We start from the raw sequence: 25,403 nt of genomic DNA, 5'->3' as shown, positions 1-25,403 counted from the left end.
GGAGGAGATTATATGGAATATACATTTTTTATAGATGAGAGTGGTAATACAGGTACAGATTGGTTAAATAAAGACCAGCCTTTTTTTGTATATGGTGGCTGGTTAATTCCAAACGAAAAGATAGATAATGTAAATGCTTATATTAGTGAGTTTATTAAAAAAGAACAAAGCGGAGAATTAAAATCCAATAAAATTTTAAAAAGAAATGATGGTTATAAAATTATTAATGAAATTTTTAATTCAATGGTATGTAAATTTTCTGCTTTACCGATATTTGTGGTTGTTGATAAAGAGTTTATGGTTGCAGCAAAAATAGTAGAAACATTTTTCGATTGTGCCTATAACCCAAATGTAAATGAATATTTAACACATCCATTTGAATTAAAAAAAGCTTTAGCTAATTGTATTTTTGAATCTAAAGATACTTTGTTTCAATTCTCTGAATTAATAAAGAATGGAACAATCAATATTAAAGAACTTAGAAATATTTCGCATCAATTGATTAAATCCTTTGAGCGTAGTAATCATATGGAAGTTGCTAATTCTTTGAAAGATTTAAGTGACGAAAATTTATTAAGTATGATTGATGAGTTTGAAACTGTAACTGATACAGGAAGGATGAAGAATAGAATTGCTTTAACTCAAACAATGTTACTAGAAATGCTTAGAAATATAGAGATACTATTAAATAATAGAGGTGCAACTGTAAAGATAATTCACGACAAACTTCGTGGGTATTCTACAATTTTTAATGAGATTCAAGCTATTTTTTTCAGAAAAGAACAACCTTTTGTTTATAAAAATGAATACAAAATATGGTTGAGCAATTTTCCACATATTGATTCAATTGAGGAGATAAATTCTAAATCTTCTCCGTGTATTCAAGCCTCTGATATGTTGTGTGGATTCATTGCAAAAGCTTTTCAAGCCATGAATTCAATGAAAAGTTTAAATAAAGTTGAAAAAGAAATTATAAAAAAATTAGTTTGTATACATGATGAATTTGTAAAAGAAAAAGTGAAAGTATGGAACTGGTATGCACCATATAACTTTGATAGAAAGTTTATAATGTCGATTAATCCTAACTCTAAAGTATATGTAACTGACTATCATAAAATAATAGAAGATGATTTTCCTAATGCTATAAAATAACAAGACGATCAATTGAGGCGTAGACACAAATAGAATATATAGATGTTATAGAGAAATCATAACTATTCAGTTTACTCTATGAGGTGGCTGAATAGTTACGTATAGGTACCACCCACTGTCCAAATATTCCAGTTCCCAGCCCGCTGCATTGAATCATAATCATGGTATTATGTCAAGAAAATAGACACATAGAATGGAGAAACATTTTAACTCCTACTACCGCACTTCGTTTGGTGGCCTGTTGATAAGGGGAATGGTTGGTAAACCCTTCCCCTTATCAACAGGATTAAGGTTGGGTAGGGTGCCTGTCACCCGTCGAAGATTGTCGAAGGTTGATAGAAACAGAGAGTCATTGAGTGGCTCTCTGTTTCTTTTTTCGCATCAACAAGTATTTGGTTACGTGCCTGTGTACTGTGGGATGCGTGCTTGTCACGCCCCGAGCATCGTGTATACTGGGTAAGGTTGGGGATTTTAGTAAATGCGGCGTTGGTTTTCGTGGTGGACAATCATCCGCTGACCGACCCGACAATGTCACAACAGGACATTGAGGTGATGAGGAGGATTGTGGAGGAAGGGAGAACAGACGTTGTAAACTCGTTATTTAATATCCTTGACAATCCTTACATGAAATGTTATAGTAAGATTAATCAAGGAGGTGAGAAAATGAAAAATGATTTGTTTGCTTCTGCCACTATTACTGGAAAGCGACAGATTACAATACCAAAAGAAGTAAGCGATTATTTGGATCTTAAAATTGGTGATAAGGTCATTTTTAGAGAGAAAAATGGTTCTATTTTATTTGAAAAAGATGTTTATTCAGTTAATCCTGAGTTAAGTATCGATAGTTTTTTCAAAATGAACTTTATTATCCCTTTTACAAAACTTAGTGACTTATTGGTATTGAATAGAAGAGATCTGATAATGGAAATTTTCAATATGGCAAATGAAATATTAACAAGAGGTGGTAAAGTCATATTACAAAGGCAATATGTTAATGCGCCACCAGCGGTAATGAAAGTATACGATGAAGTAGAAGAATTTAATGAGTTTGCCGATAAGTTTCTTTCGTCTTGACTTGAGTAGCGTGCCAGTCATGTCCCGAAGATTGTCGAAGATTGATAGAGACAGAGAGTCGTTGAGTGGCTCTCTGTTTCTTTTTTTTCGCATTAAACATGATTTGAAACATATATTATACTTTTGAATGCCTTCATTCCCTTCAAGGAATGGGGCGATTTTTGTTTTAGGAGGGAGTCGAATGCAACCAGCAAAGCGTGTGAACATTGTAAGCTTGAAGCTCATTCGGGAAGGGAGTGTGTTGTACAGGGAGCGGCGTGTTCAGTCGCCATAAGATGCGTATAAGTTGCTAGTGTGGAAATTTTCGCTATGATGCCTGCGAAATTTGTCGAAAAATACTGTTGAATATATGGAAGGATTTTCTCGTTTTCTGTCGAATCGCTTGTTCGAAGTGAGGTTTGGGGAAGAAAGGAATGGTTTCGTTGGCTAAGAATACAGGAGAAAATTACAGAATTGGCGCTGTGAAGAATCGTTCTCAAGTGTACAATCCAAAGACTGATTCATGGGTGAAACGTGGCGAAGATGGTCGTTTTATGGACGTGAAAACGTCAAGTAACACTCCGTTCAAGGGTGTAAGAAAAGAGAAATAAAAAATTTTTCATTTCCGAACCTCGCTCTTATTAGTTAAGTAAGTGAAATCATTTGGTTACGGAAGGAGGGAGAGAAGTGATTTTTGGTTCAATAAACGTAAAAAGAAACGCAAAATTTAAAATAAAGTTAAGTGGAGATGGGCAATATTATTTTGTTTTGGTAGCTCCTAACAATGAGATTATTGCCACTAGTGAAACATATGTAACTAAGCAGAAATGCAAAGAAGGAATTGAAGCTGTGAAAAAATATGCCGCAGATGCGGATGTGGAAGACGAGACTGCATAGAAGATCGCAGATGACTAAAAAAGAAACGATGCTTAGTGCTATGAAAAGAGGGGATGAAAAGTGTCCAATAATAATCATCTTTATAAAATGACAGTAGTAAGGGACGTTATTCAAGGAATAAATACTCCAACAGTTTATCAAATTGTAGAGCAAATAATGTCGAAGAATAGCAATAGACTAATGAAAAAGGAAGATATAGATAGAGAAGTTGCTTTAAAAATGGGATATCATGTAGATGCTTCTATAAGTAATGCAGTCAGTGGTGTATTGAAAAGTATGGAGAAACAAGGGAAAGTGAGTCATCCGAAACACGGCTACTGGCAATCATGCCTGCTGTGTTCTGATTCAGATTGATACCTAAAGTAGCGAATCACAGTGATGGATCTTTGGGCTATGTGCCTGTCACGCCCCGAAGATTGTCGAAGATTGACAGACACAGAGAGTTGTTGAGTGGCTCTCTGTTTTTCATTCCCAAAGCAGGAACACCACCATTTTTATCGAAAATACACAACAAAACTGAAAGCGAGGTGCATATATGGCCATTGATCATGATCGGTTGTTTAAAGAGTTGATTATGACGTTTTTTGAAGAGTTTCTTCTTCTCTTTTTCCCGGATGTGCATGAGTATATCGACTTTCAGCATGTGGCGTTTTTATCGGAGGAACTGTTTACCGATGTGACGGCAGGGGAAAAGTATCGCGTGGATTTGCTTGTTGAGACGAAGTTGAAAGGGGAGGATAGCCTCATTATCGTCCATATCGAAAATCAAAGCTATGTGCAGCCATCGTTTCCTGATCGGATGTTTATTTACTTTAGCCGCTTGTTTGAGAAATACCGAAAGCGAATGTTGCCAATTGCCGTATTTAGCTATGATTCTCTCCGACATGAACCTTCATCGTTTACGCTCCAATTTCCTTTTTTCGATGTGCTTCATTTTCGATTTTTAACGGTGGAGTTGCGCAACCAAAACTGGCGTGATTACATTCGCCATGACAACCCAATCGCCGCTGCGTTGTTAAGCAAAATGGGGTATACTGAAAATGAACGGGTAGAGTTAAAAAAGCAGTTTTTACGAATGATTGTGCGCATGGAATTAGACGAAGCAAAGCAGCGATTATTAATCGGCTTTTTTGAAACATATGTGAAGCTGTCGGATGCGGAAGAACAACAGTTGCGAAACGAGGTGAATGAAATGGAAACAAAAGAAAAAGAACAAGTGTTGGAATTAATGATTTCGTATGAGAAGAAAGAGAAACGAAATATTGCGAAAAGAATGTTAGACAAAGGATATGATGTGCACACCATTCACGAATTAACGGAACTTCCTGTAGAGGAGATTGAGGAGTTAAAGGAACGGTGCTAGTGCACTGCGATATAAATTCAGTTAATGTGAAGGAATCAGAGTGATAGAACTCTGGTTCCTTTCCTTTTCTCGTCTTTTTTCAGTGTCTCAGAACCCTGTGAAACTGTCAAGGAAAGCACTTGACAGCTCCACGGAGTTCTGAGGAGAGGTAGGTAAGACGAGAAGGAGGAAATGCAGCCCACCTGCGCTCATTTTTAACTAGCCTTTGCATATTGAGTCGGTATTTGATAATGAAGAACACCTTGTATACGTTGGTGGTTATAATAGCGAATGGTATTATGTCAAGAAAATAGACACATAGAATAGAGAAACATTTTAACTCCTACTACCGCACTTCGTTTGGTGCCTCTTGATAAGGAGAACGGTTGATAAACCCTCCCCTTATCAAGAGGATTAAGAAACCGCCATATCGCGACTTCATTCAGAGAAGGATTGTTTTTTGCCGTGTTGATGCAGCTTCTCATATGCTATCGGAGACATGTACTTGTTAGCGGAATGAATTCGCTAAGAGTTATAAAAACACTCAATATATTCAAAAATCCGATGTTTGGCCTCTTCCCTTGTTGTCTTGTTGTAAAGGTCTCGTGGAAAATCAGTTCCTTTTTGATGATGCTGTGAAACGATTCCGCACATGCGTTATCATAACCGTTTCCTTTTCGACTCATGCTGGTTTGCATTCCATGCTGTCGTAAAATGGCTTGATACTCGTTCGATGCATATTGGCTCCTTTGATCTGAATGGTGAATCAGACCTGGTTGAGGCTTTCTCTGGTTGATGGCTCGGTTTAATGCTTTGATCACTAACTCTTTTGTCATTCGTTCGGAAAGATACTAGCCAACGATTTTACGAGAAAACAAATCCATGACCGAAGCGAAATACAGCCAGCCTTCTTTCGTCCAAATATAGGTGATATCCGCCACCCATACTTTGTTCGGCTTATCCACTTCAAACTGCTGATGTAATAAGTTGGGATACACAGGCAAATGATGCTTCGAATTCGTGGTGGCCTTATATTTTTTCTCCGTTTTGGAACGAATGTCATCGTCTTTCATGATTCTTGCGACGGTTTTCTGAGAGACCTTCACTCCTTGTTTCTGAAGGATTTTTGTGATTTTTGGACTGCCATACGTTTCTCTTGACTCGATATGAATCTTTTTGATTTGTTTTTTCAACGTTTCGCGTCTTTCGACCGACCCGACGCTGTCAAGGGAAGACATTGACGTGACGAGAAGGCTTGTTGAGGCAGGGAGAATTGTGGGAATTGGATTGTTGGATCATGTCATTGTTTGTCGGGGAGAGATTCGTGTCGTTGAAGGAAAAAGAGTATGTGTAAGAGGAGAAGACGATGCTCGACTGGTTTATTGTGAAAATGAAACGCTAATTTGGTGTGGAAGTCAGGCAGGAGGATGTTGGGTATGAAGCGTCATTTGACTACAAGAAGGTCGATGCGTTGCTTATTTCTCCGAGCACATCAAGAAGCTGAAGAATCCGCTGTTGTTGGAACCGTTCCTATATGTAGCGAGAAGTGAACTCGGCAATCAAACATTGATGAAACATATAATATGTCAAAAGGAATTTTCGTGCTATCGTGTACAGTTAAATGGTATAATATGTTTAAGAAGTTCCATTTTCGTTGAAAGGAGCGAAAGTCATGGATTTCGTGAGAGTCATAAAAAACAGCAATGATTTAGAAAAAATTATAGATATACCTGAGAAATTAAGAAACAGGAAAGTAGAAGTCATTGTCCTTCCCTATACAGATAAAGAAGAGGTAGAACAAGTGGGAAAAAAAAGCTTGAGGGGGGCGTTGTCAAAATATAAAAATGAGTTTTTGCGAGCTCGAGAAAGCGATGCTTGGTCTAAAGCCGTGGTGGATAAATATGAAAATCGTTGATACAAACATTATCCTAAGATATTTGCTTAATGATCATGATGATTTGTCAGCGAAAGCTGCAACGATTATCGAAAATAACAAGGTATTATTGCTGAATGAGGTAGTAGTTGAAGTCGTTTATGTTCTGGAAAAAGTGTACAAAGTAAAAAACGACGAGATATGTGATACTCTTTTAGAACTGTTTAAATACGATAATATTGATGTCGATGATATCGACATACTAGAAGAAGCGCTCATTTTGTTTGTAAAAAGACGGATGGACTTTGTTGATGCTCTTTTATACGCCTATAATAAAGTGAAGGGGTACCAAGTATATACTTTTGATAAGAAGCTAAACAGCATAATTGAGGAATAGGATATAAGCGCAAGGCTGGATAGAAGCAACGCATTCAATGTGAGTGTGTTGCTTTTTGATTTGGTGAAATTTATACTCTACAAACCGGGATAAAACATCAGTTTTTTGGATTTTCTATTTTATTAGTTCATCACCACAATATGTAATTTTCCTGTACAAAGATGTGCAAAAATCATTGATTTACTGATTTTTCCTCACAAACGTAAATACGGTATGTTCAGAAAAAAAATCAAGTACAACTTTTGGTGATGAACCCTTTTAATGGTTGGTCTTTCTTAGATTCTTTTTTCTTCTTACTCTTTGTTTTCAAGTATTTATAGTAACCCGATTTTGAAATCTGTAGTTTTTTACATATTTTAACGACTGGATATTTTGTTTTGAGCTCGTCTACTACTTTGAACTTCGCTGTCTTCCCTCCCTTTTCAAGATTTGCAGATACTTTTTTAAAATTTCATTCTCCATCTCTAGTTCTCGTATGATGAAATCCTTGTCCATTTCAGGATGATTTCTAACTTTTCGTTTTAGTCCTACTTCCCCATACATTTCAGATTCTTATTTTGCGCAATTCAGCTTAGTGTTCATCGGAATGCTAACATTGACTGTTACCGTCGGCGTCTATATAAACAAAAAGAAATAACCGTCCCCCCTCGACCAAAGGTGTGAAACGGTTATTTCTCTTTAGCTATTACACATCTAAAGGTCAGCCGCTCTTCTTGCGGCATGTAGTTGCCTGCTGAGTGTTCACCGCACTCAGCTTTTTTTATTTTATGAAGTATCTGCTTATATTATACAAATGATATAGCTAGTTTGACAAGTTGTGCCTGTCGCCCGTATGAGCAAAATGTTTGTGGGAGGAAGTGAAGTCCTCGTTTATATGGTTCAAGGGGATAAAAGAAGGGGGATGAGCAAAAAAGATGAAAAAAGGACTCTCTTCCTGTATTGTGATAGTGCAACCAAATCACCAAGGAGGTCAGAGAGTCCTGTGCAACAGTTTATCACAAGTGGACAAACATGAAAAGAGTTAGGAGCAGAATTGTTTTCGATGTTACAAAAAAATATGGAGACATGCTTCAACAGGTATTGGAATGGCTAGATGAAGAGCTAGCCAAGCAACGAGATGAAAAGCGTTATTACTTAAAAGATAAACGAACGGTACAGATGCAGACGTTATTTGGGGAGGTGGAGGTTCGACGCAATTCCTATTTGGATCGAGAAGAAGGCGTGTATACGTGCTTATTAGATGCGTTCCTCGGGTTCGATGGGGCAAAAGGAGTAAGTCCGTCCATTATTGGAGGAAACCGCCATCGAATTAGCTGTGACGGATCCTTCGTATTTCCAAGCGGCCGAAGCGCTAAAAAAGATAGTAGGCTATGCGGTGATGAGCCATGAAATGATTCGCCAACTTGTTTTACAAGCAACGGTGGAGACCCATCGCCCGATGGGAAGTGCAGAGGGAACGATGCACGTGTTTGCGAAGCGCGTAAAAGCTGGACGGAGTTGGTATGAAGAAGGGATTCGAACGTTTTTACATGTGATGGTAGCTGTGAAAGACGGGTTAACGATTCAGACGTGGAGAGGAGAGGTGGTCGTCGAGGAAGAGAGAGACAGAGCGATCTACACTCGTGAAAAAGGTAGTCAAGAATGCAGGAACAGTGGAGTTGGCATTAGGTAATATTTTTCATCTCCAGCAATCATGTGGAACGCCTATATATGAAGCGTTGAAAGGGATTTAAAAAAGCAAAAAAGCAGGAGGAGAGGGTTAGGGAATTATTACAAAAATCAGGTTGATAAAATCATATATATCCATTCATTTGAGATAGAAAAAATCTCCCACAAACTCTTGACTCAATCCTACAGTAATATCACAGTTGAAAAATAAAAGGAGTTTATGTATAATAAAAGCAAGTAAATTTGTGTATAATTAAATTCAGTCAAAGCTTTCAGAGGATGGAACAGGCAGCCATCGCCCTTGTTGGAGATGCGGGAGTGCCACCCCGCCTAAAGCTTTGCCGATATGGTGGAGCCATAGCTTGTCACGTGCTATGGCTTCTTATCCTTTTTTGTATTCGATTAATGCCCCTTTTTTTACGTACTTTTTTACCTTTTCATCGGACATGATAAAAAGAGATCGAACATAGAAAACGCCATTCTTGCTAGCTCTGACCGCTACTAAAACATAGTCCTTTTTATTTTCAAAATCGAATACTTTGATATATTGAATTGATCTGTTTTGAGGATGTTTGGCTATATAGTCAGGATCAGATAAAATATTTGATAAATATTTAAAATACTTTTCAAAGTGGTTCGGATGTTTATTTTTCATGTGTTCGATGTTCGTTTTACTAAGCACGATGGGCATGTTTTCTGGCATGCTTAAACATAGCTTTCGGATGACTTGTTCATTTATTACGCCAACTTTTTGCGGCTTCATGACAATTCCCTCCTATTCTAGAAAGAAAAAAAGTTATGTATGGGGGATGAATCACTTATTTGCTTTGGAGGTTTCTATGCAATCGCCAAACTCGCTGTTCGCGATGGTAGAAAGATATTTTCCGTAAAGCATATTTATTTCTCTTCTCATGTGTGAATGGTGTCAAATAAGTGAATCATGTTTTCGTTCCCCCATCCAGAAAACTTTTTTAATGGAATTTTGACTGTTTTTTAAAACCACTTTATTATTTCTCAAATGATTGAATATGTCGCTGTAAACTTGAGATGACCTCTTTAATTTGTGCGATTAGGCGTAAATCTTCTTGGCTAACATCCAAGATGTCAATCTCATTGGCTGTTTGACGCAGTTCTTTAATGGTATTATTCAAGATTGCAACGCATTTGTCGTGCAGAGTTCCTTTTTGTGTATCATAATCTTTATGATGAGCATCTTGATCTCTTATATCGTTTATACGGTAAACCCCTCTTCTAACGGATTCAATTTTTTTTCTTTGAGTCAAGTCATATAAACTTCCGGCAAATGTTCCTTCTGTGAAATCCCCATGACTAGCTCGTTTCATCACATATTCTTTAATCTCCTCTCTTGAATGTTCTTGACCATCAGCTAGAAACTCAAGCACATAAAATTTAATTTCTTCAGATTTGGAAGCGAACTTCATGAAGAAACCCCTCCTTTATTTATTTTGAAGAAACCCCTCCTTTATTTATTTTATTATAATCAAAACAAGAAGTCAATATGAACAAAAGAACGAAAAAAATATTTATATATTACACAAAGAATAATAATAATGATTAAAATAAGGGGAATTTAAATATGATAATTAGTGACCGTGCATACACTTTAAAACAGTAATGTACGAGCATTTCGGGACTATGCTTCTCCTAAATTACCATGTACGAAAGGAAATGAAGAAATAATCAACGAATAAACGTATTTTTCGTTATGGGGATGGAGATATGAGGAATGTTTTCTATATACGTAATTAGTAAAGTGATGTTGAAAAGTGACCAAAATACATAGAAAATACCCTAAGCTTTTAAAGTTTGTCGAATAGGTTTCATCGAGAGGGAATCTGCTCAAAACTAAGAGCATTTTTAGGCCAATTTGTTATAGAGTAAAATAAGGTTGGAGGAATAAAAAATAAGATTTGTGAGGAAACGATTTCTTTTGTTCGCTTGACGAGCGATTTTGTGATAGCGCGCAATCGAATAAGGACACGACCGAGCCTCCAACCGTTGTTGTTCGTCTTTTCTTTTGAACACACAACGAGCATGTTGGAGCGATTAGTAGACAACCTTAAGAACCTTAAGTCATTGCTTTCACATTCCCTTACGATTTGACGCTTGTCTCCCGTCAATTTCTCTCGGTATTGGCGCAATAAACGATAGACGTGGTAGTGATCCATCAAATCAGCTGTGTGGTGGAAAGGGAAAAGTAATGTTTTGTTATACACAAACCAGTCGTGCATTTGGTCATGGTGTGATGCTATTTGTTTGTTTACACAGATGATCTAAAGAAATCCCATTTCCCTCGCTTTACATACAGCATGCTTGCCGTTCTTCGCACTTAGCTTTTTTAAAATCCGACTTACGTGGTTTTTCACTGTTTGCACAGATATCACTAAATGATTAGCGATTTCTTGTTGGGTATATCCTTGGTCGATCAGTTTTAAAATAGCAATTTCTGTTTTTGTCAGGGGACATGTTATTTGTTCCCTTTTTTTTAACTTGCAAAATTCTTTTCTTATTTTATGTGCAATCGTTGGACGTATAGGAGAGCGATTTTTATACGCAGCACGAATAGCGTCTATGATTTCGTAAAATTCTGATTTGATGACATAGTCGATTGCTCCTGCCATGTAAGCCTGGAAAATGATCGCATCTTCATCTGAAGAAGTGAGCATAATGACTTTTATCTCTTTTTTCATTTCTAATAGTTGAGCAGTTAATTGGATGCCGTCACAGTCATCTTCTAAAAAAATATCCATCAACACAACGTCAACATTTTTTTTATGAATGACTGTCAATGCCTCTTCACTACAAGTCGCTACACCGATAATCTCAATGCCTTGATAACGATTCAATTCTTCTGAAATAATTTGAATCCAATCTTGATCATCTTCGACAAGCAATACGTGAATGTTACTCATCTTTGTTCCTCCATTTACTTCAAAAAAGAGCACTTTGGGAATTTAAGTGAAAATGTTGTACCACATTTTGTACTCTCTACGTCAATAAACCCACCATGCTGCTGAACGACATAGCAACAATACGCTAGTCCAATTCCATAGTTTTGACTTTTGTTTCGTTTCGTCGTGAAAAACGGTTCAAAAATATGTGGCAACGTTTGTTTGTCTATGCCTGTTCCTGTATCAGAAATTTGTATGATATGATAGCGAAAGCTTTCTTGAAAATGGATTCTAATGGCTCCCCCATTTGGCATCGCTTCGATTGCATTTAATATCATATTCACAAATACTTCTTTGAATTGTTGCTTATCACAATAAAGGATAATAGTCGAGTCATAATTCGTTTCGATTTGAATTTGATTAAGCATGTGACGAATTGATGAAATGCTCTCCTCCATAACTTCTTCCATGTTTTCACGTTTCTTCTCGGACGAACGAAAGGTGATTTTTGATTGGAATTTGGACAGTGTAGCTTGTAAATGTTGAACAACCTCCTGTATATTTTGAATGTTTGAAAGCAATTCATTATCATGTTGCTCGTTGGCGTATTGTTCCATCCGACGGCAAAACAATTGAAGTTTACTTATGTCATTTTTTAATTTATGGTTAAGCATTGCTGTTCCAATAAATATAGATTGCATCGATTGCTTCCAATATAGACGATGAATGTTCAAACGAATATGCAATATCCCATATTTGAATAAGGAAACAATAAAAAAGCTAAAAGAAATAATAATCATATCCTTGTTATAGCGCCAACTATCGTGATCGCCGAAAGCACGTAAAATATAATTTGTTATTAATGCAAATAAGATTGGAGGAATAAAAATAAGATTTGTAAAGAAACGATTTCTTTTTAATATGGGGTGTGTTTCCTTTATATAAGACAACAAAAGAAGACATATTCCAAATACAATATAAGGTGCTACCCACCATAATGCGATGTGGTAAGGGACAGAAATTGGATATATCGGGTATTTTATTGCCATAAATAAAATTGGTGTTAAAAGAATGTATGTTAATCGCTTTTGATAAATCAACGAAAAAAGTCCAGAATATGTAATCGAAAACATAAGAAACGCATAAGGTGTTACATAATGGCAAATGAATGATAATAAATCTACGATGAGCTTTACAACGGTAGAGGAAGCGGAGTACGGCATCATATTTTCTTCGATGACAACAGATAATCCACCGAAACCACCGACGAAAGCGACAGCGCTTGCCCATTTTGAGGCTGAATTTTTATAGTCTATAAGTAAAACAATCGCTCCACCAAGCCATAATAGTACGAATAATACAAGCAAAATTATACACTCCTCGATAATAATGAGTGGATAAAGGTTAACACATCCTTAGCAATTTTTTTGCGGTGAAAAATAATGCCAGCATGTCCGCAATGATAAGGAAGGAAATTTGGGATGTCCCATGCTTGTTGTAATGCTAAGGCATCTTCAAAATGGACGTATTGGTCATATCGTCCGGCAATGAATAAAATACGATTTCGATCGATCTTCGGTTTTTGGGAAATTGGTTCGAGAATTTCCCAATATTCTTTCAGCATATCATAAGTAATTCCATTGTTTTGCAAGACCTGCTTAATGTATTTCCCAATCGGTGTATGCCACACGGCATAAGATAAGCTATTGGCATACATAATAGAAATAACCGCATCAGCATATTCATCCGCGGTAGCGACTAGATTTGCCATTAGCCCTCCTAAACTTACCCCGACCAAGATGACGTTTCCACCTTTGTTCAGTTTAATCCAGCGAATAAGTGCGCGAATTTCCGTGACAGCTTGCCTAACCGAAAAAACAGAGCGCTCTATATTTGCGCTAATCATATATTCCCCGCTATATGTGGAATGAGCTCTGTCAAAATGGAAAGGAAGCATTATTTGCCACATATGAAATCCCGATTTGTTGAAAGGTTTTAGAAACAATCGGTTGATTTTCTCCCATTGATCCATTCTCCAACCATGGACAACAATAACGTGAATAGGAGATTGAGAAGAGTGGAAATAAACATTTCCTTGAACTCGGTCATTTATTTCATTTCCAGATTTCATCGGACTTTGAAATGAAAAGCGGCAAATTTCATAATTCATTTGTTTATGCATATGCTCAAAGTGAACTTCTGGTATATCAGGTGTCGGATACACGATATCCTGCCTGTTCAAGAAGTGATCGATCATAACGCGTAAATTGCGACTGCTGGCTTTTTTGGCGATGCAATAAATACAAACCCATTCGATCTAATGAATGTGCCATCCACTTACGAATACTCTCACTTCCCTTTGACAGAAAGGTAAAAAATGACGATTTCATGGTAGCATGACTTACAAGAAAGTTCAATATATTTTTTAAAAATTTACCTTTAATAACTTTTATTTTCCTTTAAGGGGAAAGGTACTAAAAAAATTAGTACTTTACAGTTTGGGGTGATGGGGATAAAATGGTGTCGTATACATAAATCTAGAAATTATGGAGGGGTGAGTCATGAAAGAGTTGAAAGCTGATGAGCTAGTATCAATTGATGGAGGAATTAGTGCTTGCGGAAAAGTTTCTGTTGCTGCATTTGCTCATACAGCGGCGTTTACAGGGCTTATGACCTTTGCTGGTGTAAGTGGACCAGTAGGTTGGGTGCTTGGTACTTTCGTAGGGGGAGCATGGTTGGGCGCTTCGGCTGCGGCGGGTTGTTTGAAATGATTAAAAAAGAAGGAATAAGCCTTTTTTCAAGGGGAAGTTTTCAGCAACTGACGTTTCTTATACTTCTCTCCCCTCTTTTTGTAAATTCACTATATAACGGGAATAAAATACTCTTTATGTGGCTCGTTATACTAATCACGTTTAGTAACCTAGGATTAGAGTTTTTTTTGACTAAAAAAAGGGGGAGAAATCCCAAAGAGTATATCGGGATCTCTACAATTGCAAGTATACCAATTAATATGGTGATTTTACTGTTATTCGCTACTTAAAATTGAGAATATAAAAAAATTAGAGAAGAGTGACAGAGGTGAGTAAAAAAACTTATTTATTGCTTGTAATCGTATTTTTTATACAGATGATAGTTCATGGAATACCTTTATTCTCTAACAAAGAAGGTTTTTCAGATAAAAAAATAGTGCTATTGATAGTTTCTTTTTTGGCATTTTCTATTTCTTTTTTTATGTATATGAAGAAAAAAACAAATTAGAAGGATGGATGAGAATGTTCCAAGAATTGAATCATGTTGAGTTGCAAGGTATTGATGGTGGGTCATGGAAATCACATGTTGTTAATTTGGTAGGAGTAGTATCTGGATTTGGAACCACTGGAGCTGTAATTGGTGGATCGTTTGGAGGTCCGCTTGGCGCAGCCGCAGGAGGATTTGTAGGTGCACATTATGGGGCAGTCGCATATGCAATCGGTGTTCTTCTTGACTCTTCTAATAGGAGAAAATGATCAGGGAATAGCACAACAATGCTTTTGAAAATTAAGATCAAAAAAATATGGAAGGGGTTGTTTTTACTATGGAGTTAATGTTAGAAAAAAACGGTTCTATTTCCTTTCTTTCTGAAGAGGAACTGTAGTTGAGCAATTTTCATTACAATAATTACCATGTAAAAAGAGACAAACGGAGTACCCCTTATGCCACATGAAGCTGTTTTTTAACGACATCAATGGGAATATCTTGTTTCGCTGCATCGTAAATAAACTCCACGAGGCTATGTCCTTTCTTCTTTCGAAGGAAGTCAAGCCCGGTAGAGAAATCGCTGTTGGATTCGACCATACTGTACACATAAGCGAGTTGCACCAAGATCCAATACCGTTTCACCGCCCGACGCCCGCGAACGCGGTACCCATCGAGCTTCAGCTGGTCTTTCGCTTGTCGAAAAAAGCATTCGATCGACCAACGCTGGGCATAGTAGCGCAAGATCTCTTCATCGCTTAGCTCCCGGTCGGTGCTCAAGACGCAGTGAAGATGTTCAGGTGTCATCGGCTGATCGGCTTTCCAAGCCAACAACACAACGGCATCATCGAGACCTTTCAGCGCTCCCTCGTAGCGATACACGCGATAACGCTCTTCTCCCACCGTGACGAGATGGGTGTCTTCCGGTTCGATGTAGCGTGCAAACTGCTTGGCTTGGATCGCAATGCCTTTTGGATAGAGAACCCGATTCGTCTTGAGCATCGCAATGACGTGGAATCCTTTTTTCAGGCAGGCTTCCACGAGTGTTTTCGATGGGTACCAAGAATCCATCAGCACATAAACAGAACCGTGCACATCCAAAGAAGAAAGCATCTCGATGGCCCATTGACCCTTGCTTTTCCCATCCGCCTTGTCGTAGAGGCGAAACGCAAAGGGAAAGGCTTGCGTCATCGTATGAACCATGAGCCAGACGAGAGAGTGTCCCCAAATCGACTTTTTGTCCGCGTGAGAATAATGCCAATTACACCCTTCAATAGCGTGTTTCGCCTGTGACGAAGGCTTCGTTTTTCGGCAGATCGTATCATCGATCGAAACAAAAATGGGGTGATTCTCTCGCTTGGCCGTTCGTTCCACATGACGAAGCATCCACTGCTGGAGTTTGCGAAGCAAGATTTCTTCATCCCAAGGGCTTTTCGTGAAAAAATGGCTCAGTGTCGTTCGATGGTTGGGATGAAAGCTCTCGTGATGCAGATCGGTCAAGGTTCCCGCAAATCCTTTCGTTGTCAGCGCGTCGATAATATGAATGAGATGCTTCATGACCGGTTTAGAGAAATAAAGGGCCAGCCCCAACATTGCGAAAAACTTGTCGATTCCTTGGTGATGTGGTAGTCTATTCATGAGACATGAACCTCCTTGAGAATGGTTTGGTGACACATCTATTCTAATCAAGGAATCGGGTTCATGTCTCCTTTTTTGTATGGATGTAAATTTATGTTAGTGAATTTGCTCATCTACAGAAGAGGAATTAAAAGAAATAGATGGTGGACGCGGTTCATGGACTAATGCAGTTATTGGCGCCGGAACGCTATCTCCAATAGTAGCATCAGCAGTCAGAGGAGCGCAACAAGGGGTCCGATTTGGAAGACTGGGTGGTCCATGGGGAGTTGTGGCAGGTGCAGTTGTCGGTGCAGTTGTTGGTGGATATCTTGGATATGATGGATAAACAGCCTCAATAAATTCTTAGTTTCCTCTATTCATGGTGTTAGTTAAGCACCATGAGTAGAGGAAGAAAGGGAGTTATCGTTGAAAGGGAATACGCACATTTTTGTTATGATCATCATTTTTATTAATATCCTGTTAGGTGCTTTCGTTATTGTTCTAAGGATCTGGGATCCATTGGCGTTTGCGAATTATTTTATGTTTTGTTTAATCGCTTATTTTTATTACGTGAGTAAAAAAAAGATTTATATCCCTTTTTTTATTTTTGAGTTGTTTCTGTTCTCGTTGCTGTGTATTGATGGACTGCTTCCAGAAGGAATCGTTGATGAATCGAATGAAGTGCAAAATACATTTATGATCGTAATAGGATTGATAGTTTTTGGATTTTTAGCATTTGAAACAGTAAAGATAATAAAGAGGGATGGTATGTGATTTTATAAATGTTCTTCTTTCATTTTTTAACTTTTTGAGGTGTAGTTACTATGCTTTCTTTTTTCAGCAAATACTACTGCATCAAACAACACGATATAAAAGACTGCGGTCCGGCTTGTTTGGCTACGGTATGCAAACAGTACGGTTTAAAAGTGCCGATATCGAAAATAAGGGAAGTTGCTGGCACAGATAAACAAGGAACGAATTTATACGGTTTAATTAAAGCTGCAGAGCAGCTTGGGTTTACAGCCAAAGGGGTTCGCGGGAATCAAGAAAGCCTTTTTCAACCTTTTCCATTGCCAGCGATTGCTCATGTTATTGTGAATCAAAGTCTACTGCATTACGTTGTCATTCATAAAATTACAAACAAAGAAATTGTTATTGCCGATCCGGCCGAAGGGTTAAAGAAAATGTCGCCTGAGGAGTTTTTTCAAATATGGACGGGGATTCTTGTATTGCTCGTGCCAGCTTCGACATTTGAAAAAAGAGACGAAACGAAAGGATTATTTGAGCGTTTCATTGGGATGTTAAAGCCGCAAAAAGGCATTCTTCTGCAAATTTTTTTAGCGAGTGTTTTATTTACGATACTCGGGGTTGTTGGTTCATTTTATTTTCAGTTTTTGATTGATGATATTTTATCGGAAAACCTGGAAAAGACGCTACATATTTTATCAATAGGCATGATCGTTTTATATACATTTAAAGTATTGTTGAACGCATTTCGTACATATCTTTTAATTTACTTAAGCCAAAAGTTAGATCTTGGACTCGTTTTAGGATACTACCATCACGTTTTATCATTGCCGATGAGTTTTTTCAATACGAGAAAAGTAGGGGAAATCATTTCGAGGTTAATGGACGCTTCAAAGGTTCGAGATGCGATTTCCGGAGCAACGTTGACGATTATGATTGATACGTTCATGGTCATCATCGGCGGAGCGATTTTGTATGCACAAAATTCGTTTCTGTTCGGTGTGACGGCCTTGTTAGTTCCGTTATATGCGTTGATTGTATGGGCGTTCCGTAAACCGTTTGAAACGATTAATAGAAAAGAAATGGAGAAAAATGCGGAGTTAACATCTTATATTGTAGAGTCAATGAATGGAATTGAAACGGTAAAGGCGTATAATGCGGAAGAAGAAGCGAAGTTTAAAACAGAGCAAAAGTTTATTTCGTTTCTAAAGACTGTATTTTCGCATGGGATGATGAACAATTTCCAATCATCATTAAAAACATATTTGCAACTTGTCGGAGGAATCATCATTCTTTGGGTCGGGGCAAATGAAGTGCTAAAAGGAAACATGACGGTCGGGCAACTGATTGCCTATAACGCTTTATTAGCTTATTTTCTTGAACCGATTCAAAATTTAATTAACTTACAGCCGATGATTCAATCAGCTGTTGTTGCGGCAGATCGATTAGGGGAAATTTTAGATTTAGAAATCGAAAAATCAAACAATGAAGAGAAAAAAATAAAAGTGGAAAGTTTAAAAGGCGACATTGTTATGAGAGATTTACAATTTCGCTATGGGACAAGAGATGTCGTATTGAAAAATATTAACCTTCATATCCGTCAAGGTGAAAAAATAGCACTCGTCGGCGAGAGCGGTTCGGGAAAGACGACGCTTGTGAAGCTGCTTATGCGGTTTTATGACTATGAAAAAGGAGATATTTTAATTAATGATATCAATATTAAGGATATGGACTTAGAAAGATTAAGACGAAAAATTGCGTACATTCCACAAGAAAACTTTTTCTTTAGCGGGACGATTCAAGAAAATTTATGTTTAGGCGTGGAGCAAGAAGTTTCGTTAGAGGAAATTATTGCTGCAGCGAAAGCGTGTCATGCCCATGAATTTATTAATCAACTGCCGTTACGTTATCAAACGATGCTTGAGGAAAACGCGTCTAATTTATCTGGCGGACAAAAACAGCGTCTAGCGATCGCAAGAGCGATTTTAAGAAAGCCTGATATTTTAATAATGGACGAAGCGACGAGCAATCTTGATTCGACAACAGAAAAAGCGATATCTGAAACGATTTATGAATATTGCAGTGAGATAACGACTATTATTATCGCCCATCGCTTAAGTACAATTATGAGATGCGACAAAATTTATGTGATGGAGCATGGGGTAATTATTGAAACAGGGACACATGATGAACTAATGAACATGAAAGGGAAGTACTATGAACTATGGAAAAATCAAATCCCGAGTGAACCAAGTCCAATTGCAACAATGTAAAGGGTGTTAAACATGAACGCTTATATACGAGAAATGAATGAGTTAACGGATAGCAGAGAATTGCTAGAAGCAAAACCACATCCGTTTGTTCCTGTTTTTATTTCTTTGTTATGTTTGTTTGTTGTCTCGTTTATTATCTGGGCTTATTTCGGTGAAATGGACATTGTAGCAAAAGGGAAAGCAGTTGTTCGACCAAACGAAAACGTTAGTACGATCCAAACACCTGTATCTGCAAAAGTGGAACGTGTGAACTACGTTCAAGGGGAAAAAGTACACAAGGGGGAGGTATTGCTTGAGCTAGATGCAAGCGAACTTGACGTTCAAAAACAAACCATTGAGCAACAGCTCCAAGAAGCTCAAGAAGAGTTAGAGCAACTGCGCACGTTTAAAAAAAGTGTTGAGCAACATAAAAACTTGTTTGCGAAAAACGATAATGACTATTATGAAGCATACATGAAGTACGCAGTAGACTATGAAAAGTTAAGTGGTGAATTGAAACAAATTCGTCTTAGATTAATGAAAGAAAAACAAGATGTGAATCGTTCGCAAAACGAAACGAAAGAAAAAGAACAAGTGCTGTTTGCCACACAAAAAGAGCAAGAGCTTACGATCCAATCGTTATATAAAGAAATCGCACGCTTAAGTGATACTGTCCGTGATCTGCAATTACTTGAAAAGTGTTATTTAGAAAATAAAAATTACTTTACGAATGCAACGTCTGTTTATGCAAATCAATATATGGACTTTCAAAATACTGTTCTTAAACTGCAAAAAACAGTACAGCAAAAGAAAGATGAGTATGACAGATTGATCTTTTTAGGAGAGCAATATGTTCCAAAGAGTAAGATTGAGCAAAGCAAAATAGAGTATGAAATGGCTAAATTAGAGTTGGAAAATTATATGAATGGGAAATTACAATCGGTTCGGTTAGAGATAGAGAGGAATAAGCAGAAGTTGAATGAACTCACTATTCAATTACAAAAATTGCAAAAGGCGAGTACAATCGAGCCACAGTTACAAGGTATTCAATCATTAAAAAAAGACTTGCAGCAGAAAACGAAATCGCTATATCAAGAAATTTCTTTGCAGCAGGAGCTGGAGGAAATCTCATTAGCAAAATTTAAGACAGATAAATTAGTAGAGATTAATGAAGCGATAAAGCAACAGGAAAAGCTAGTGAAAGATCTTGAAGGAAAGAAAAAAGACATTGAAGTTCAACTTCGAAACTATCGCATTATTGCACCGATTAATGGAGTCGTTAATATTATAAAGGACGTAAATGAGGGAGATATTATTCACCCAAATGATCCGATTTTAACAGTCATTCCAGATCGACAGTCTCAATACAAGATGATTATTTATGTATCGAATAAAGATATAAGCAAAACTAAAATAGGTGCTAAAGTAAGCTATCATTTTGCTGCTCTCCCATATCGAGAATATGGAGAGGTCGAGGGAAGAATTGTGCGAATAAGCACAGATTCAACGGTTAATCCAGAGGATGGGATAAGCTACTATATCGTGGAAGCAACAGTTCCAAATGAAAGCTTACAAAGTTATAAAGGGAAAAAGGCGAAGATTAAAGTTGGAATGCAAGCAGAAGCATTTGTTGTTACAGATTCGAAAAAAATTCTACATTATCTTTTAGAAAAGATAAATTTGAAAGAATAGGAGTGGAAACATGAGTGAATTACTGCAAAAAGAGCAAGAACAAACAACAGTCATAGAAGGAAGAGAAGATGTGTTGTCTTGGAAAACGATGATTTTATTTTTTCTTTCGTTTTTTGGAATGTCTTTTGCAGTCGGCTTTATTTTAGGCATTATCGGTGGTGTAACAAACAATGAAGGAATTATGAATATATTTGAAGGGTATATGGGACTTCTTTTTGATGCGCTTATGTTTGTTGTTGCCCTCTTTTTATTTAAAAAAGTTCGTGCTTTTCTTAAAGGAGGTTTTGACAAAAAAGCAATTTATGAAGGAAAAACGTATTTGTATATCATACTGGCGATTTTTGTAACATTTACGGTGCAATTTCTTTCATTCCGTATAATTGGATTTGAAAATCCGGAAGCACAAGAGAAAGTAATGGGACTACAAGGAGCACAAAGTACTCTCGATTTCGTTCTGATGGGGTTAGCTGTTATCCTTTTATCGCCAATTAAAGAAGAACTTTTGTTCCGTGGTGTTCTTCATCGTTTTCTAGAGAAAAAGTATCATTTTTATGTGGGGCTTATTATATCGTCTATTTTATTTGGTCTAGCACACTTTGGTTATCCTGTAAATGGAGCGATTATGGGGGTAATTACTGTCATACTTTATCGATTAACGCAGTCATTATACACTTCAATTATTTATCATGTCATTTGGAACGCTTTTGTTTTTAGTACGATATTGCTTAGTTAGGGGAGAAGTTAGTTGAGGATGAAGCTAAGTTTTATTTTACTCATATTTGTTCTTTACCCTATGCATGTAAGGGCAAGTGAAGTAAGTCCAAGACAATTGACATTGGATGATGTTTTATACGAAGGTGTGAATCAATCAAACGATATTCTCGTTTATACGTATAAATGGGCAATGCTAAATGCGCAAAAAGAAGCCGTTCGTGAAAGTCTAAATGAGCTAAAGGAACCGACATTAGAGCCGTTAAAATTGTTACCAACGACGAGAGAGTATTTTTTGACACTATATCCAAACTATGAGCAAGCAACTGAAGAAGAAAAACAAGTGATTGATCAACAAATTGCTATTCAAATAGCTATTAACCAATCGCTTAATATAATCATTCAGCAAAACTACCAAGCCTCTCAAGAGCAGTTAAAGGCTTTGCAAAAAGATATACAGGAAAAGAAGAAGCAGTTAGCATCGCTAATAAAAGAATTAGAAAGTAGCCAAAATATAACAAAAATTGATGAACAAGAAGCAAAGGAGTTTATTCGCTATCAACTTGCGAAAAATTATATTTCCGTTTTGTCATACGATGAACAAATCGCTTATTTACAAAAAGAGATTCAATTTTTAGCTGAAGATATGAAGCGAGTAGAAGCAATGGTCGAAATAGGAGAGGTGAGTAAAGACGAGTTGAGGAAAAAGCAACGAGAATGGAAAAATAAGAAGAAGGAGCTAGAACATGTTCAAAAAGAAAGAGTAATGTTAGAGTTTCAACTAAAGATAGATTTAAATGTTCCGCAGGCACAGCCAGTGACGTTTCAATCTATCCCTAGTTCTTTTTTGCGTAAAATAGAAACTCCAAAAGATGTGAAAAGTCTCGTTTACCGTTCTTTCCTTTACTTAAAAAAGCAAGAAAACTTAAAATTAGCAAATGACAAAAAAGGGCAGGCAGCCAACCAAATCGAAAAGCAGCAGATGGAACAGTATGTGAAAATGTCAGAGGCACAATTGAATGCGGTAGCGAAAAATGTAGAAAGGTTTTTAGCAAAACGATATGATGAATTTGATCGTTCATATGCGAAATACGAAGATGCATACGATGTGTATCAACAAATGTTGTCAGAGCAAGACTATTACGAAAAACAATGGAAAATCGGTTTGATCTCTGAACATGACTACAAAGCACGCATGTTGAATATTGACAAAGCGAAGAGAGATTACATGTTAGAATTCATGTCGTATTGTTTACTACAGATAGAGGAGAAACAGTTTCACAATGGATATATTCCTTTGTTGTGAGAGGGGAACCCAAAAAGTAACGAGGTTCTCCTTTTTATAACCATATATACATGTATGAAAGAACCTTTACATAACAAAGAATGACTCGAAGCATGGGGGAGGTGAAACGTCCCCAATTACAACTCCTAGTTCATCCTCATTGACATGTCCATCAGCACGTTTCTTGCTTCCTTGCCTGTCATTTTCTTCGGTGCAAGGTTTACAATTATAAAGTCAATTCCTGTGTTAAGAACGTTATCAATGAAGGTCCAGCAAACCCTCCCCCATATATCTACTCATTTGTGTTCATTTAGTTCTACATGGTTGTTCATAATTGATCTCCCTTCTTTGGAATAAAATATGGATAAGTTGGAAAACGACCTCACCGTTTCATCACATTTTTTTATAGAAAAGAGTGGCGGAAAAATGGGGGGATGATCAACTGGATATATATGATTCCTTTAATGGTAAATGAAGAGTCCAGTGAAAGGAAATTTTGATATAGGCAAAGGAAGGTTTCCGTATAGGAGACCTTCCCTATATTTATACATATTTACTTCACCGTCGAAACTTCAACCCCAAGTGGCAGTGCAGCTCCGCCTGCATGCATAAATTCAAGCGAGATCATGTCTTGATTTGAAAAGACGATATAGTCGACAGATGCGGATTGTGTAAATGGCTGAAGCGGCGGGATGACATAGACGACACCGTTTACTTTTACAGCCCCACAATATGACCCGCCGCGGGCGCTAAAACGGAGGCGAACCGTTTGTATTTCCCCCGTTTCATTTTGAATCGGAAGCGATAGACGGTACGTTAAGCCGTAATGACCGGGATTGTGCACCGTTTCGGTCGGGTCGCTTAATGCATTGGCAACGGAAAGAAGATGATCTGTTTTTCCGTTTGATATGCTGTAGGCGACTGGTTCGTTATCGATCGTATATGTCGGCAACGTGGCTTCTAACGTTGTTCCTTTCCATACGCCGCGCGGATGAGTCGCATAAGAATCAAGCGGTGCGAGCGTAGGAGAAATCGTTGAGAAATTCGCTGACGAGCTTGTGACGACTGTGCGAATGCGATAGTTTCCTGTACCGTTGTTTTCTTGCTGAATGGTGAAGTCATATAAAAATCCGAGCAGTTGGTTGTTTGACACATCAAACGCTTGAATGACTGCGCCCGTTCCTGCTTTCACTTTCACCGTTGGTGCGGTTGTGAGCGCTTGTCGTAGCACCGTTTCAGCCAGTGGTAAACCGACATCGTAATGTCCCCAACTGTTTGGACTTGTTCGGGATGTTCCTTTTATATTCGTGACAATGATGTCGTTAGAAGAACGATTGTCAACAATAATGGCGACAGTGGCGCGAGTGCCTAAGTTGTTGACGTGCCAGCCAAATACGCGATGGTCCATCGTTCCTTGTTGTCCTTGCACGTGATCAAGTGCTAACGTCGCTTGCTGATTTGGCACAGAAACAGGTGTTAACACTTCTGGGTTGTCGCTTATTAATAGACGACGGTCATCAGCCATTTTTGGTGTTGTCACGTGCTGTGGGACAGCAATTGAAGTTTCGGCGATTGGCAGTAACGGACTGCGAAACGTCGTTCGAGGAATCGAGAAAAATAAATCGTTATTTCCGTTTCGAGTCATTTGTGCGCCAAAAACAGTCATGACCCATGAAGCGGATACGTACCATTCATCGTTTAGTCGAATTGGTGCAAGCGGTGCGACAATTTCATGATCGTCAACGATTAATTGTTTTTTTCCTGCCGTAATTGACATTTGGCCACGGGATAAGCGAACGATCATCGTTTCCTCTGTTTCAATCCAATCAACATTGACATCGATCGCTGTTAACAATTTTTTTAATGGAACATATGTATATACCCCATCCGTCATGGTGTTGTTTGTAACTTTCGTTTGATTCACGTACACTGCTCCAGCACTTGTCTGGAGGGTTGACCAAGAGATGCGCACCTCTTTTCCAGTCCATTGCACGTTCGCGTCAAGCGCTTCAGCGACAAAGCGAACAGGAACGAATGTGCGTCCTCGATAAATGATTGGAGGGGAATCAAGCGTGACCGTTTGATCGTTGATTGTCGCCGTTGTTGATTGGACGGTAAGAAAAATCACTTTTTTATTTTTTTGAACGGTCACTTGTTTTGTATTGGCGTTCCAAAAAATATTGGCCCCCATCGATTGAGAAATCGCCCGAAATGGCACAAGAACGCGATTGTTCACCATAATCGGCGAAGTATCTGTTTGTATTGTCTTTCCGTTTGCTGTAATTGGGATATGCATAGGCCGAATGCTTGTTGCCTCGGTAGCTGTTGGCATAGATGAAAAGATCATGAGGGCAACGAGTGCATATCCAACGATTTTTTTTAACAACGTAATCACTCCTTCCCATGGTATTATACCATAGGACTTCCTTTTGTCACGTATTTTGGAATTTGAAGTAAAAAAAGACGCCCGTGTGGACGTCTTTTATTTCTACTTGATTATGAATCTATGAAATGATAACAAAATTCATAAAATGTTAAAAAACTTTTATTTTTTAGTTAACTCACTACTTT

24 protein-coding genes and 4 pseudogenes are annotated in these 25,403 nt (G+C 37.8%); 19 read left to right on the top strand and 9 right to left on the bottom strand.

From position 1 onward, the window contains the following. Nucleotides 1-12: 12 nt before the first annotated feature. From ES017_RS07465 to ES017_RS07435, 7 genes and pseudogenes are all read left to right on the top strand, one after another. A complete protein-coding gene (locus tag ES017_RS07465) occupies nucleotides 13-1,152 on the top strand; it encodes a DUF3800 domain-containing protein (protein ID WP_171334941.1) in 1,140 nt (379 codons plus the stop codon). 426 nt (nucleotides 1,153-1,578) lie between these two features. Continuing rightward, a pseudogene (locus ES017_RS16110) lies at nucleotides 1,579-1,719 on the top strand (JAB domain-containing protein); the annotation flags it as partial. Between the two features lie 96 nt (nucleotides 1,720-1,815). Beyond that, nucleotides 1,816-2,226: an AbrB/MazE/SpoVT family DNA-binding domain-containing protein gene (locus ES017_RS07455; protein WP_216367471.1), complete on the top strand. Its 411-nt coding sequence runs from the start codon at nucleotides 1,816-1,818 to the stop codon at nucleotides 2,224-2,226. Nucleotides 2,227-2,407: 181 nt separating this feature from the next. Next, nucleotides 2,408-2,497 (top strand): annotated as a pseudogene (locus ES017_RS07450) (DNA repair protein RadC); the annotation flags it as partial. A 395-nt stretch (nucleotides 2,498-2,892) separates the two neighbouring features. Then, the gene (locus ES017_RS16105; RefSeq protein ID WP_019418136.1) at nucleotides 2,893-3,102 is read left to right on the top strand and encodes a YegP family protein; all 210 of its coding nucleotides are present in this window, start codon (nucleotides 2,893-2,895) and stop codon (nucleotides 3,100-3,102) included. Between the two features lie 60 nt (nucleotides 3,103-3,162). Then, entirely contained in the window at nucleotides 3,163-3,456 is a 294-nt protein-coding gene (locus tag ES017_RS07440; RefSeq protein ID WP_012576117.1) for a hypothetical protein, read from the top strand. A 181-nt stretch (nucleotides 3,457-3,637) separates the two neighbouring features. Next, nucleotides 3,638-4,465 carry an RpnC/YadD family protein gene (locus ES017_RS07435; RefSeq protein WP_012576116.1) on the top strand — a complete coding sequence of 276 codons (828 nt, stop codon included), beginning with the start codon at nucleotides 3,638-3,640 and terminating at the stop codon, nucleotides 4,463-4,465. Between the two features lie 417 nt (nucleotides 4,466-4,882). Here the strand turns inward: ES017_RS07435 and ES017_RS16225 are convergent. Then, nucleotides 4,883-5,652, bottom strand: a pseudogene (locus ES017_RS16225) (IS3 family transposase); the annotation flags it as partial. On the opposite strand from ES017_RS16225, the pseudogene ES017_RS07420 reads away from it, so the two are divergent. From ES017_RS07420 to ES017_RS15940, 5 genes and pseudogenes are all read left to right on the top strand, one after another. Then, nucleotides 5,621-5,798: pseudogene (locus tag ES017_RS07420) on the top strand (JAB domain-containing protein); the annotation flags it as partial. The pseudogenes ES017_RS16225 and ES017_RS07420 overlap by 32 nt on opposite strands. Nucleotides 5,799-6,116: 318 nt before the next feature. Further along, nucleotides 6,117-6,359 carry a hypothetical protein gene (locus tag ES017_RS07415; RefSeq protein ID WP_035067544.1) on the top strand — a complete coding sequence of 81 codons (243 nt, stop codon included), beginning with the start codon at nucleotides 6,117-6,119 and terminating at the stop codon, nucleotides 6,357-6,359. Beyond that, nucleotides 6,346-6,714, top strand: a complete 369-nt coding sequence (locus tag ES017_RS07410; protein WP_012576114.1) for a PIN domain-containing protein — start codon at nucleotides 6,346-6,348, stop codon at nucleotides 6,712-6,714. Before ES017_RS07415 ends, ES017_RS07410 begins: the two co-directional genes overlap by 14 nt. A gap of 1,011 nt (nucleotides 6,715-7,725) precedes the next feature. Continuing rightward, the gene (locus ES017_RS15945) at nucleotides 7,726-8,103 is read left to right on the top strand and encodes a UPF0236 family transposase-like protein (RefSeq protein WP_244374829.1); all 378 of its coding nucleotides are present in this window, start codon (nucleotides 7,726-7,728) and stop codon (nucleotides 8,101-8,103) included. After that, complete coding sequence (locus tag ES017_RS15940) at nucleotides 8,030-8,386, top strand: UPF0236 family transposase-like protein (RefSeq protein ID WP_244374885.1); 357 nt, start codon at nucleotides 8,030-8,032, stop codon at nucleotides 8,384-8,386. The genes ES017_RS15945 and ES017_RS15940 overlap by 74 nt, the downstream gene beginning before the upstream one ends. 378 nt (nucleotides 8,387-8,764) lie before the next feature. On the opposite strand, the gene ES017_RS07400 is transcribed toward ES017_RS15940, so the two are convergent. The 6 genes from ES017_RS07400 to ES017_RS16100 form a co-directional block, all read right to left on the bottom strand. Then, entirely contained in the window at nucleotides 8,765-9,145 is a 381-nt protein-coding gene (locus ES017_RS07400) for a PBECR3 domain-containing polyvalent protein (RefSeq protein ID WP_012576113.1), read from the bottom strand. 244 nt (nucleotides 9,146-9,389) lie between these two features. Further along, nucleotides 9,390-9,824: a hypothetical protein gene (locus ES017_RS07395; protein ID WP_012576112.1), complete on the bottom strand. Its 435-nt coding sequence runs from the start codon at nucleotides 9,822-9,824 to the stop codon at nucleotides 9,390-9,392. A gap of 852 nt (nucleotides 9,825-10,676) precedes the next feature. Further along, a complete protein-coding gene (locus ES017_RS07390; protein WP_171334939.1) occupies nucleotides 10,677-11,315 on the bottom strand; it encodes a response regulator transcription factor in 639 nt (212 codons plus the stop codon). Between the two features lie 14 nt (nucleotides 11,316-11,329). Then, the gene (locus ES017_RS07385; protein ID WP_216367470.1) at nucleotides 11,330-12,661 is read right to left on the bottom strand and encodes a sensor histidine kinase; all 1,332 of its coding nucleotides are present in this window, start codon (nucleotides 12,659-12,661) and stop codon (nucleotides 11,330-11,332) included. A 2-nt stretch (nucleotides 12,662-12,663) separates the two neighbouring features. Then, entirely contained in the window at nucleotides 12,664-13,518 is an 855-nt protein-coding gene (locus tag ES017_RS16220) for an alpha/beta fold hydrolase (RefSeq protein WP_368737189.1), read from the bottom strand. Beyond that, nucleotides 13,502-13,627, bottom strand: a complete 126-nt coding sequence (locus tag ES017_RS16100; RefSeq protein WP_256368957.1) for a hypothetical protein — start codon at nucleotides 13,625-13,627, stop codon at nucleotides 13,502-13,504. The genes ES017_RS16220 and ES017_RS16100 overlap by 17 nt, the downstream gene beginning before the upstream one ends. A gap of 228 nt (nucleotides 13,628-13,855) precedes the next feature. On the opposite strand from ES017_RS16100, the gene ES017_RS07375 reads away from it, so the two are divergent. Further along, the gene (locus tag ES017_RS07375; RefSeq protein ID WP_012576108.1) at nucleotides 13,856-14,065 is read left to right on the top strand and encodes a Blp family class II bacteriocin; all 210 of its coding nucleotides are present in this window, start codon (nucleotides 13,856-13,858) and stop codon (nucleotides 14,063-14,065) included. Nucleotides 14,066-14,566: 501 nt separating this feature from the next. Then, complete coding sequence (locus ES017_RS07370; protein WP_128713019.1) at nucleotides 14,567-14,800, top strand: Blp family class II bacteriocin; 234 nt, start codon at nucleotides 14,567-14,569, stop codon at nucleotides 14,798-14,800. Nucleotides 14,801-14,984: 184 nt separating this feature from the next. Here the strand turns inward: ES017_RS07370 and ES017_RS07365 are convergent, their stop codons facing one another. Continuing rightward, nucleotides 14,985-16,166 carry an IS701 family transposase gene (locus ES017_RS07365; RefSeq protein WP_171334938.1) on the bottom strand — a complete coding sequence of 394 codons (1,182 nt, stop codon included), beginning with the start codon at nucleotides 16,164-16,166 and terminating at the stop codon, nucleotides 14,985-14,987. A 103-nt stretch (nucleotides 16,167-16,269) separates the two neighbouring features. On the opposite strand from ES017_RS07365, the gene ES017_RS07360 reads away from it, so the two are divergent. The 5 genes from ES017_RS07360 to ES017_RS07340 all read left to right on the top strand — a co-directional run bounded on the left by ES017_RS07360 (nucleotide 16,270) and on the right by ES017_RS07340 (nucleotide 22,853). Then, nucleotides 16,270-16,491: a class IIb bacteriocin, lactobin A/cerein 7B family gene (locus ES017_RS07360; RefSeq protein WP_171334968.1), complete on the top strand. Its 222-nt coding sequence runs from the start codon at nucleotides 16,270-16,272 to the stop codon at nucleotides 16,489-16,491. 478 nt (nucleotides 16,492-16,969) lie between these two features. Continuing rightward, complete coding sequence (locus tag ES017_RS07355) at nucleotides 16,970-19,165, top strand: peptidase domain-containing ABC transporter (RefSeq protein WP_171334937.1); 2,196 nt, start codon at nucleotides 16,970-16,972, stop codon at nucleotides 19,163-19,165. A 12-nt stretch (nucleotides 19,166-19,177) separates the two neighbouring features. Further along, nucleotides 19,178-20,836, top strand: coding sequence for a beta-barrel domain-containing protein (locus tag ES017_RS07350; protein ID WP_171334936.1), 1,659 nt, complete (start codon nucleotides 19,178-19,180; stop codon nucleotides 20,834-20,836). A gap of 10 nt (nucleotides 20,837-20,846) precedes the next feature. Then, nucleotides 20,847-21,569 (top strand): CPBP family intramembrane glutamic endopeptidase, encoded by a 723-nt coding sequence (locus tag ES017_RS07345; RefSeq protein WP_021095697.1) that lies wholly within the window; start codon nucleotides 20,847-20,849, stop codon nucleotides 21,567-21,569. An 18-nt stretch (nucleotides 21,570-21,587) separates the two neighbouring features. Next, nucleotides 21,588-22,853, top strand: a complete 1,266-nt coding sequence (locus tag ES017_RS07340; RefSeq protein ID WP_035063511.1) for a TolC family protein — start codon at nucleotides 21,588-21,590, stop codon at nucleotides 22,851-22,853. Between the two features lie 532 nt (nucleotides 22,854-23,385). On the opposite strand, the gene ES017_RS07335 is transcribed toward ES017_RS07340, so the two are convergent. Beyond that, nucleotides 23,386-25,227, bottom strand: coding sequence for a stalk domain-containing protein (locus ES017_RS07335; RefSeq protein WP_035063513.1), 1,842 nt, complete (start codon nucleotides 25,225-25,227; stop codon nucleotides 23,386-23,388). Nucleotides 25,228-25,403 lie beyond the last annotated feature (176 nt).

Source organism: Anoxybacillus sp. EFIL (assembly GCF_013096955.1).
Classification (GTDB): domain Bacteria; phylum Bacillota; class Bacilli; order Bacillales; family Anoxybacillaceae; genus Anoxybacillus; species Anoxybacillus ayderensis.
Note: the sequence above shows the minus strand (reverse complement) of the source record. Positions and strands in the feature narration are given on the sequence as shown.

Excerpts from the sequence above, each read along its gene's own strand:
- ES017_RS07465 (WP_171334941.1), top strand. The coding sequence starts at position 13 with ATGGAATATACATTTTTTATAGATGAGAGTGGTAATACAGGTACAGAT.
- ES017_RS07455 (WP_216367471.1), top strand. The coding sequence starts at position 1,816 with ATGAAAAATGATTTGTTTGCTTCTGCCACTATTACTGGAAAGCGACAG.
- ES017_RS07435 (WP_012576116.1), top strand. The coding sequence starts at position 3,638 with ATGGCCATTGATCATGATCGGTTGTTTAAAGAGTTGATTATGACGTTT.
- ES017_RS07415 (WP_035067544.1), top strand. The coding sequence starts at position 6,117 with ATGGATTTCGTGAGAGTCATAAAAAACAGCAATGATTTAGAAAAAATT.
- ES017_RS07410 (WP_012576114.1), top strand. The coding sequence starts at position 6,346 with ATGAAAATCGTTGATACAAACATTATCCTAAGATATTTGCTTAATGAT.
- ES017_RS15945 (WP_244374829.1), top strand. The coding sequence starts at position 7,726 with ATGAAAAGAGTTAGGAGCAGAATTGTTTTCGATGTTACAAAAAAATAT.
- ES017_RS07400 (WP_012576113.1), bottom strand. The coding sequence starts at position 9,145 with ATGAAGCCGCAAAAAGTTGGCGTAATAAATGAACAAGTCATCCGAAAG.
- ES017_RS07395 (WP_012576112.1), bottom strand. The coding sequence starts at position 9,824 with ATGAAGTTCGCTTCCAAATCTGAAGAAATTAAATTTTATGTGCTTGAG.
- ES017_RS07390 (WP_171334939.1), bottom strand. The coding sequence starts at position 11,315 with ATGAGTAACATTCACGTATTGCTTGTCGAAGATGATCAAGATTGGATT.
- ES017_RS16100 (WP_256368957.1), bottom strand. The coding sequence starts at position 13,627 with ATGGCACATTCATTAGATCGAATGGGTTTGTATTTATTGCATCGCCAA.
- ES017_RS07375 (WP_012576108.1), top strand. The coding sequence starts at position 13,856 with ATGAAAGAGTTGAAAGCTGATGAGCTAGTATCAATTGATGGAGGAATT.
- ES017_RS07370 (WP_128713019.1), top strand. The coding sequence starts at position 14,567 with ATGTTCCAAGAATTGAATCATGTTGAGTTGCAAGGTATTGATGGTGGG.
- ES017_RS07365 (WP_171334938.1), bottom strand. The coding sequence starts at position 16,166 with ATGAATAGACTACCACATCACCAAGGAATCGACAAGTTTTTCGCAATG.
- ES017_RS07355 (WP_171334937.1), top strand. The coding sequence starts at position 16,970 with ATGCTTTCTTTTTTCAGCAAATACTACTGCATCAAACAACACGATATA.
- ES017_RS07350 (WP_171334936.1), top strand. The coding sequence starts at position 19,178 with ATGAACGCTTATATACGAGAAATGAATGAGTTAACGGATAGCAGAGAA.
- ES017_RS07345 (WP_021095697.1), top strand. The coding sequence starts at position 20,847 with ATGAGTGAATTACTGCAAAAAGAGCAAGAACAAACAACAGTCATAGAA.
- ES017_RS07340 (WP_035063511.1), top strand. The coding sequence starts at position 21,588 with ATGAAGCTAAGTTTTATTTTACTCATATTTGTTCTTTACCCTATGCAT.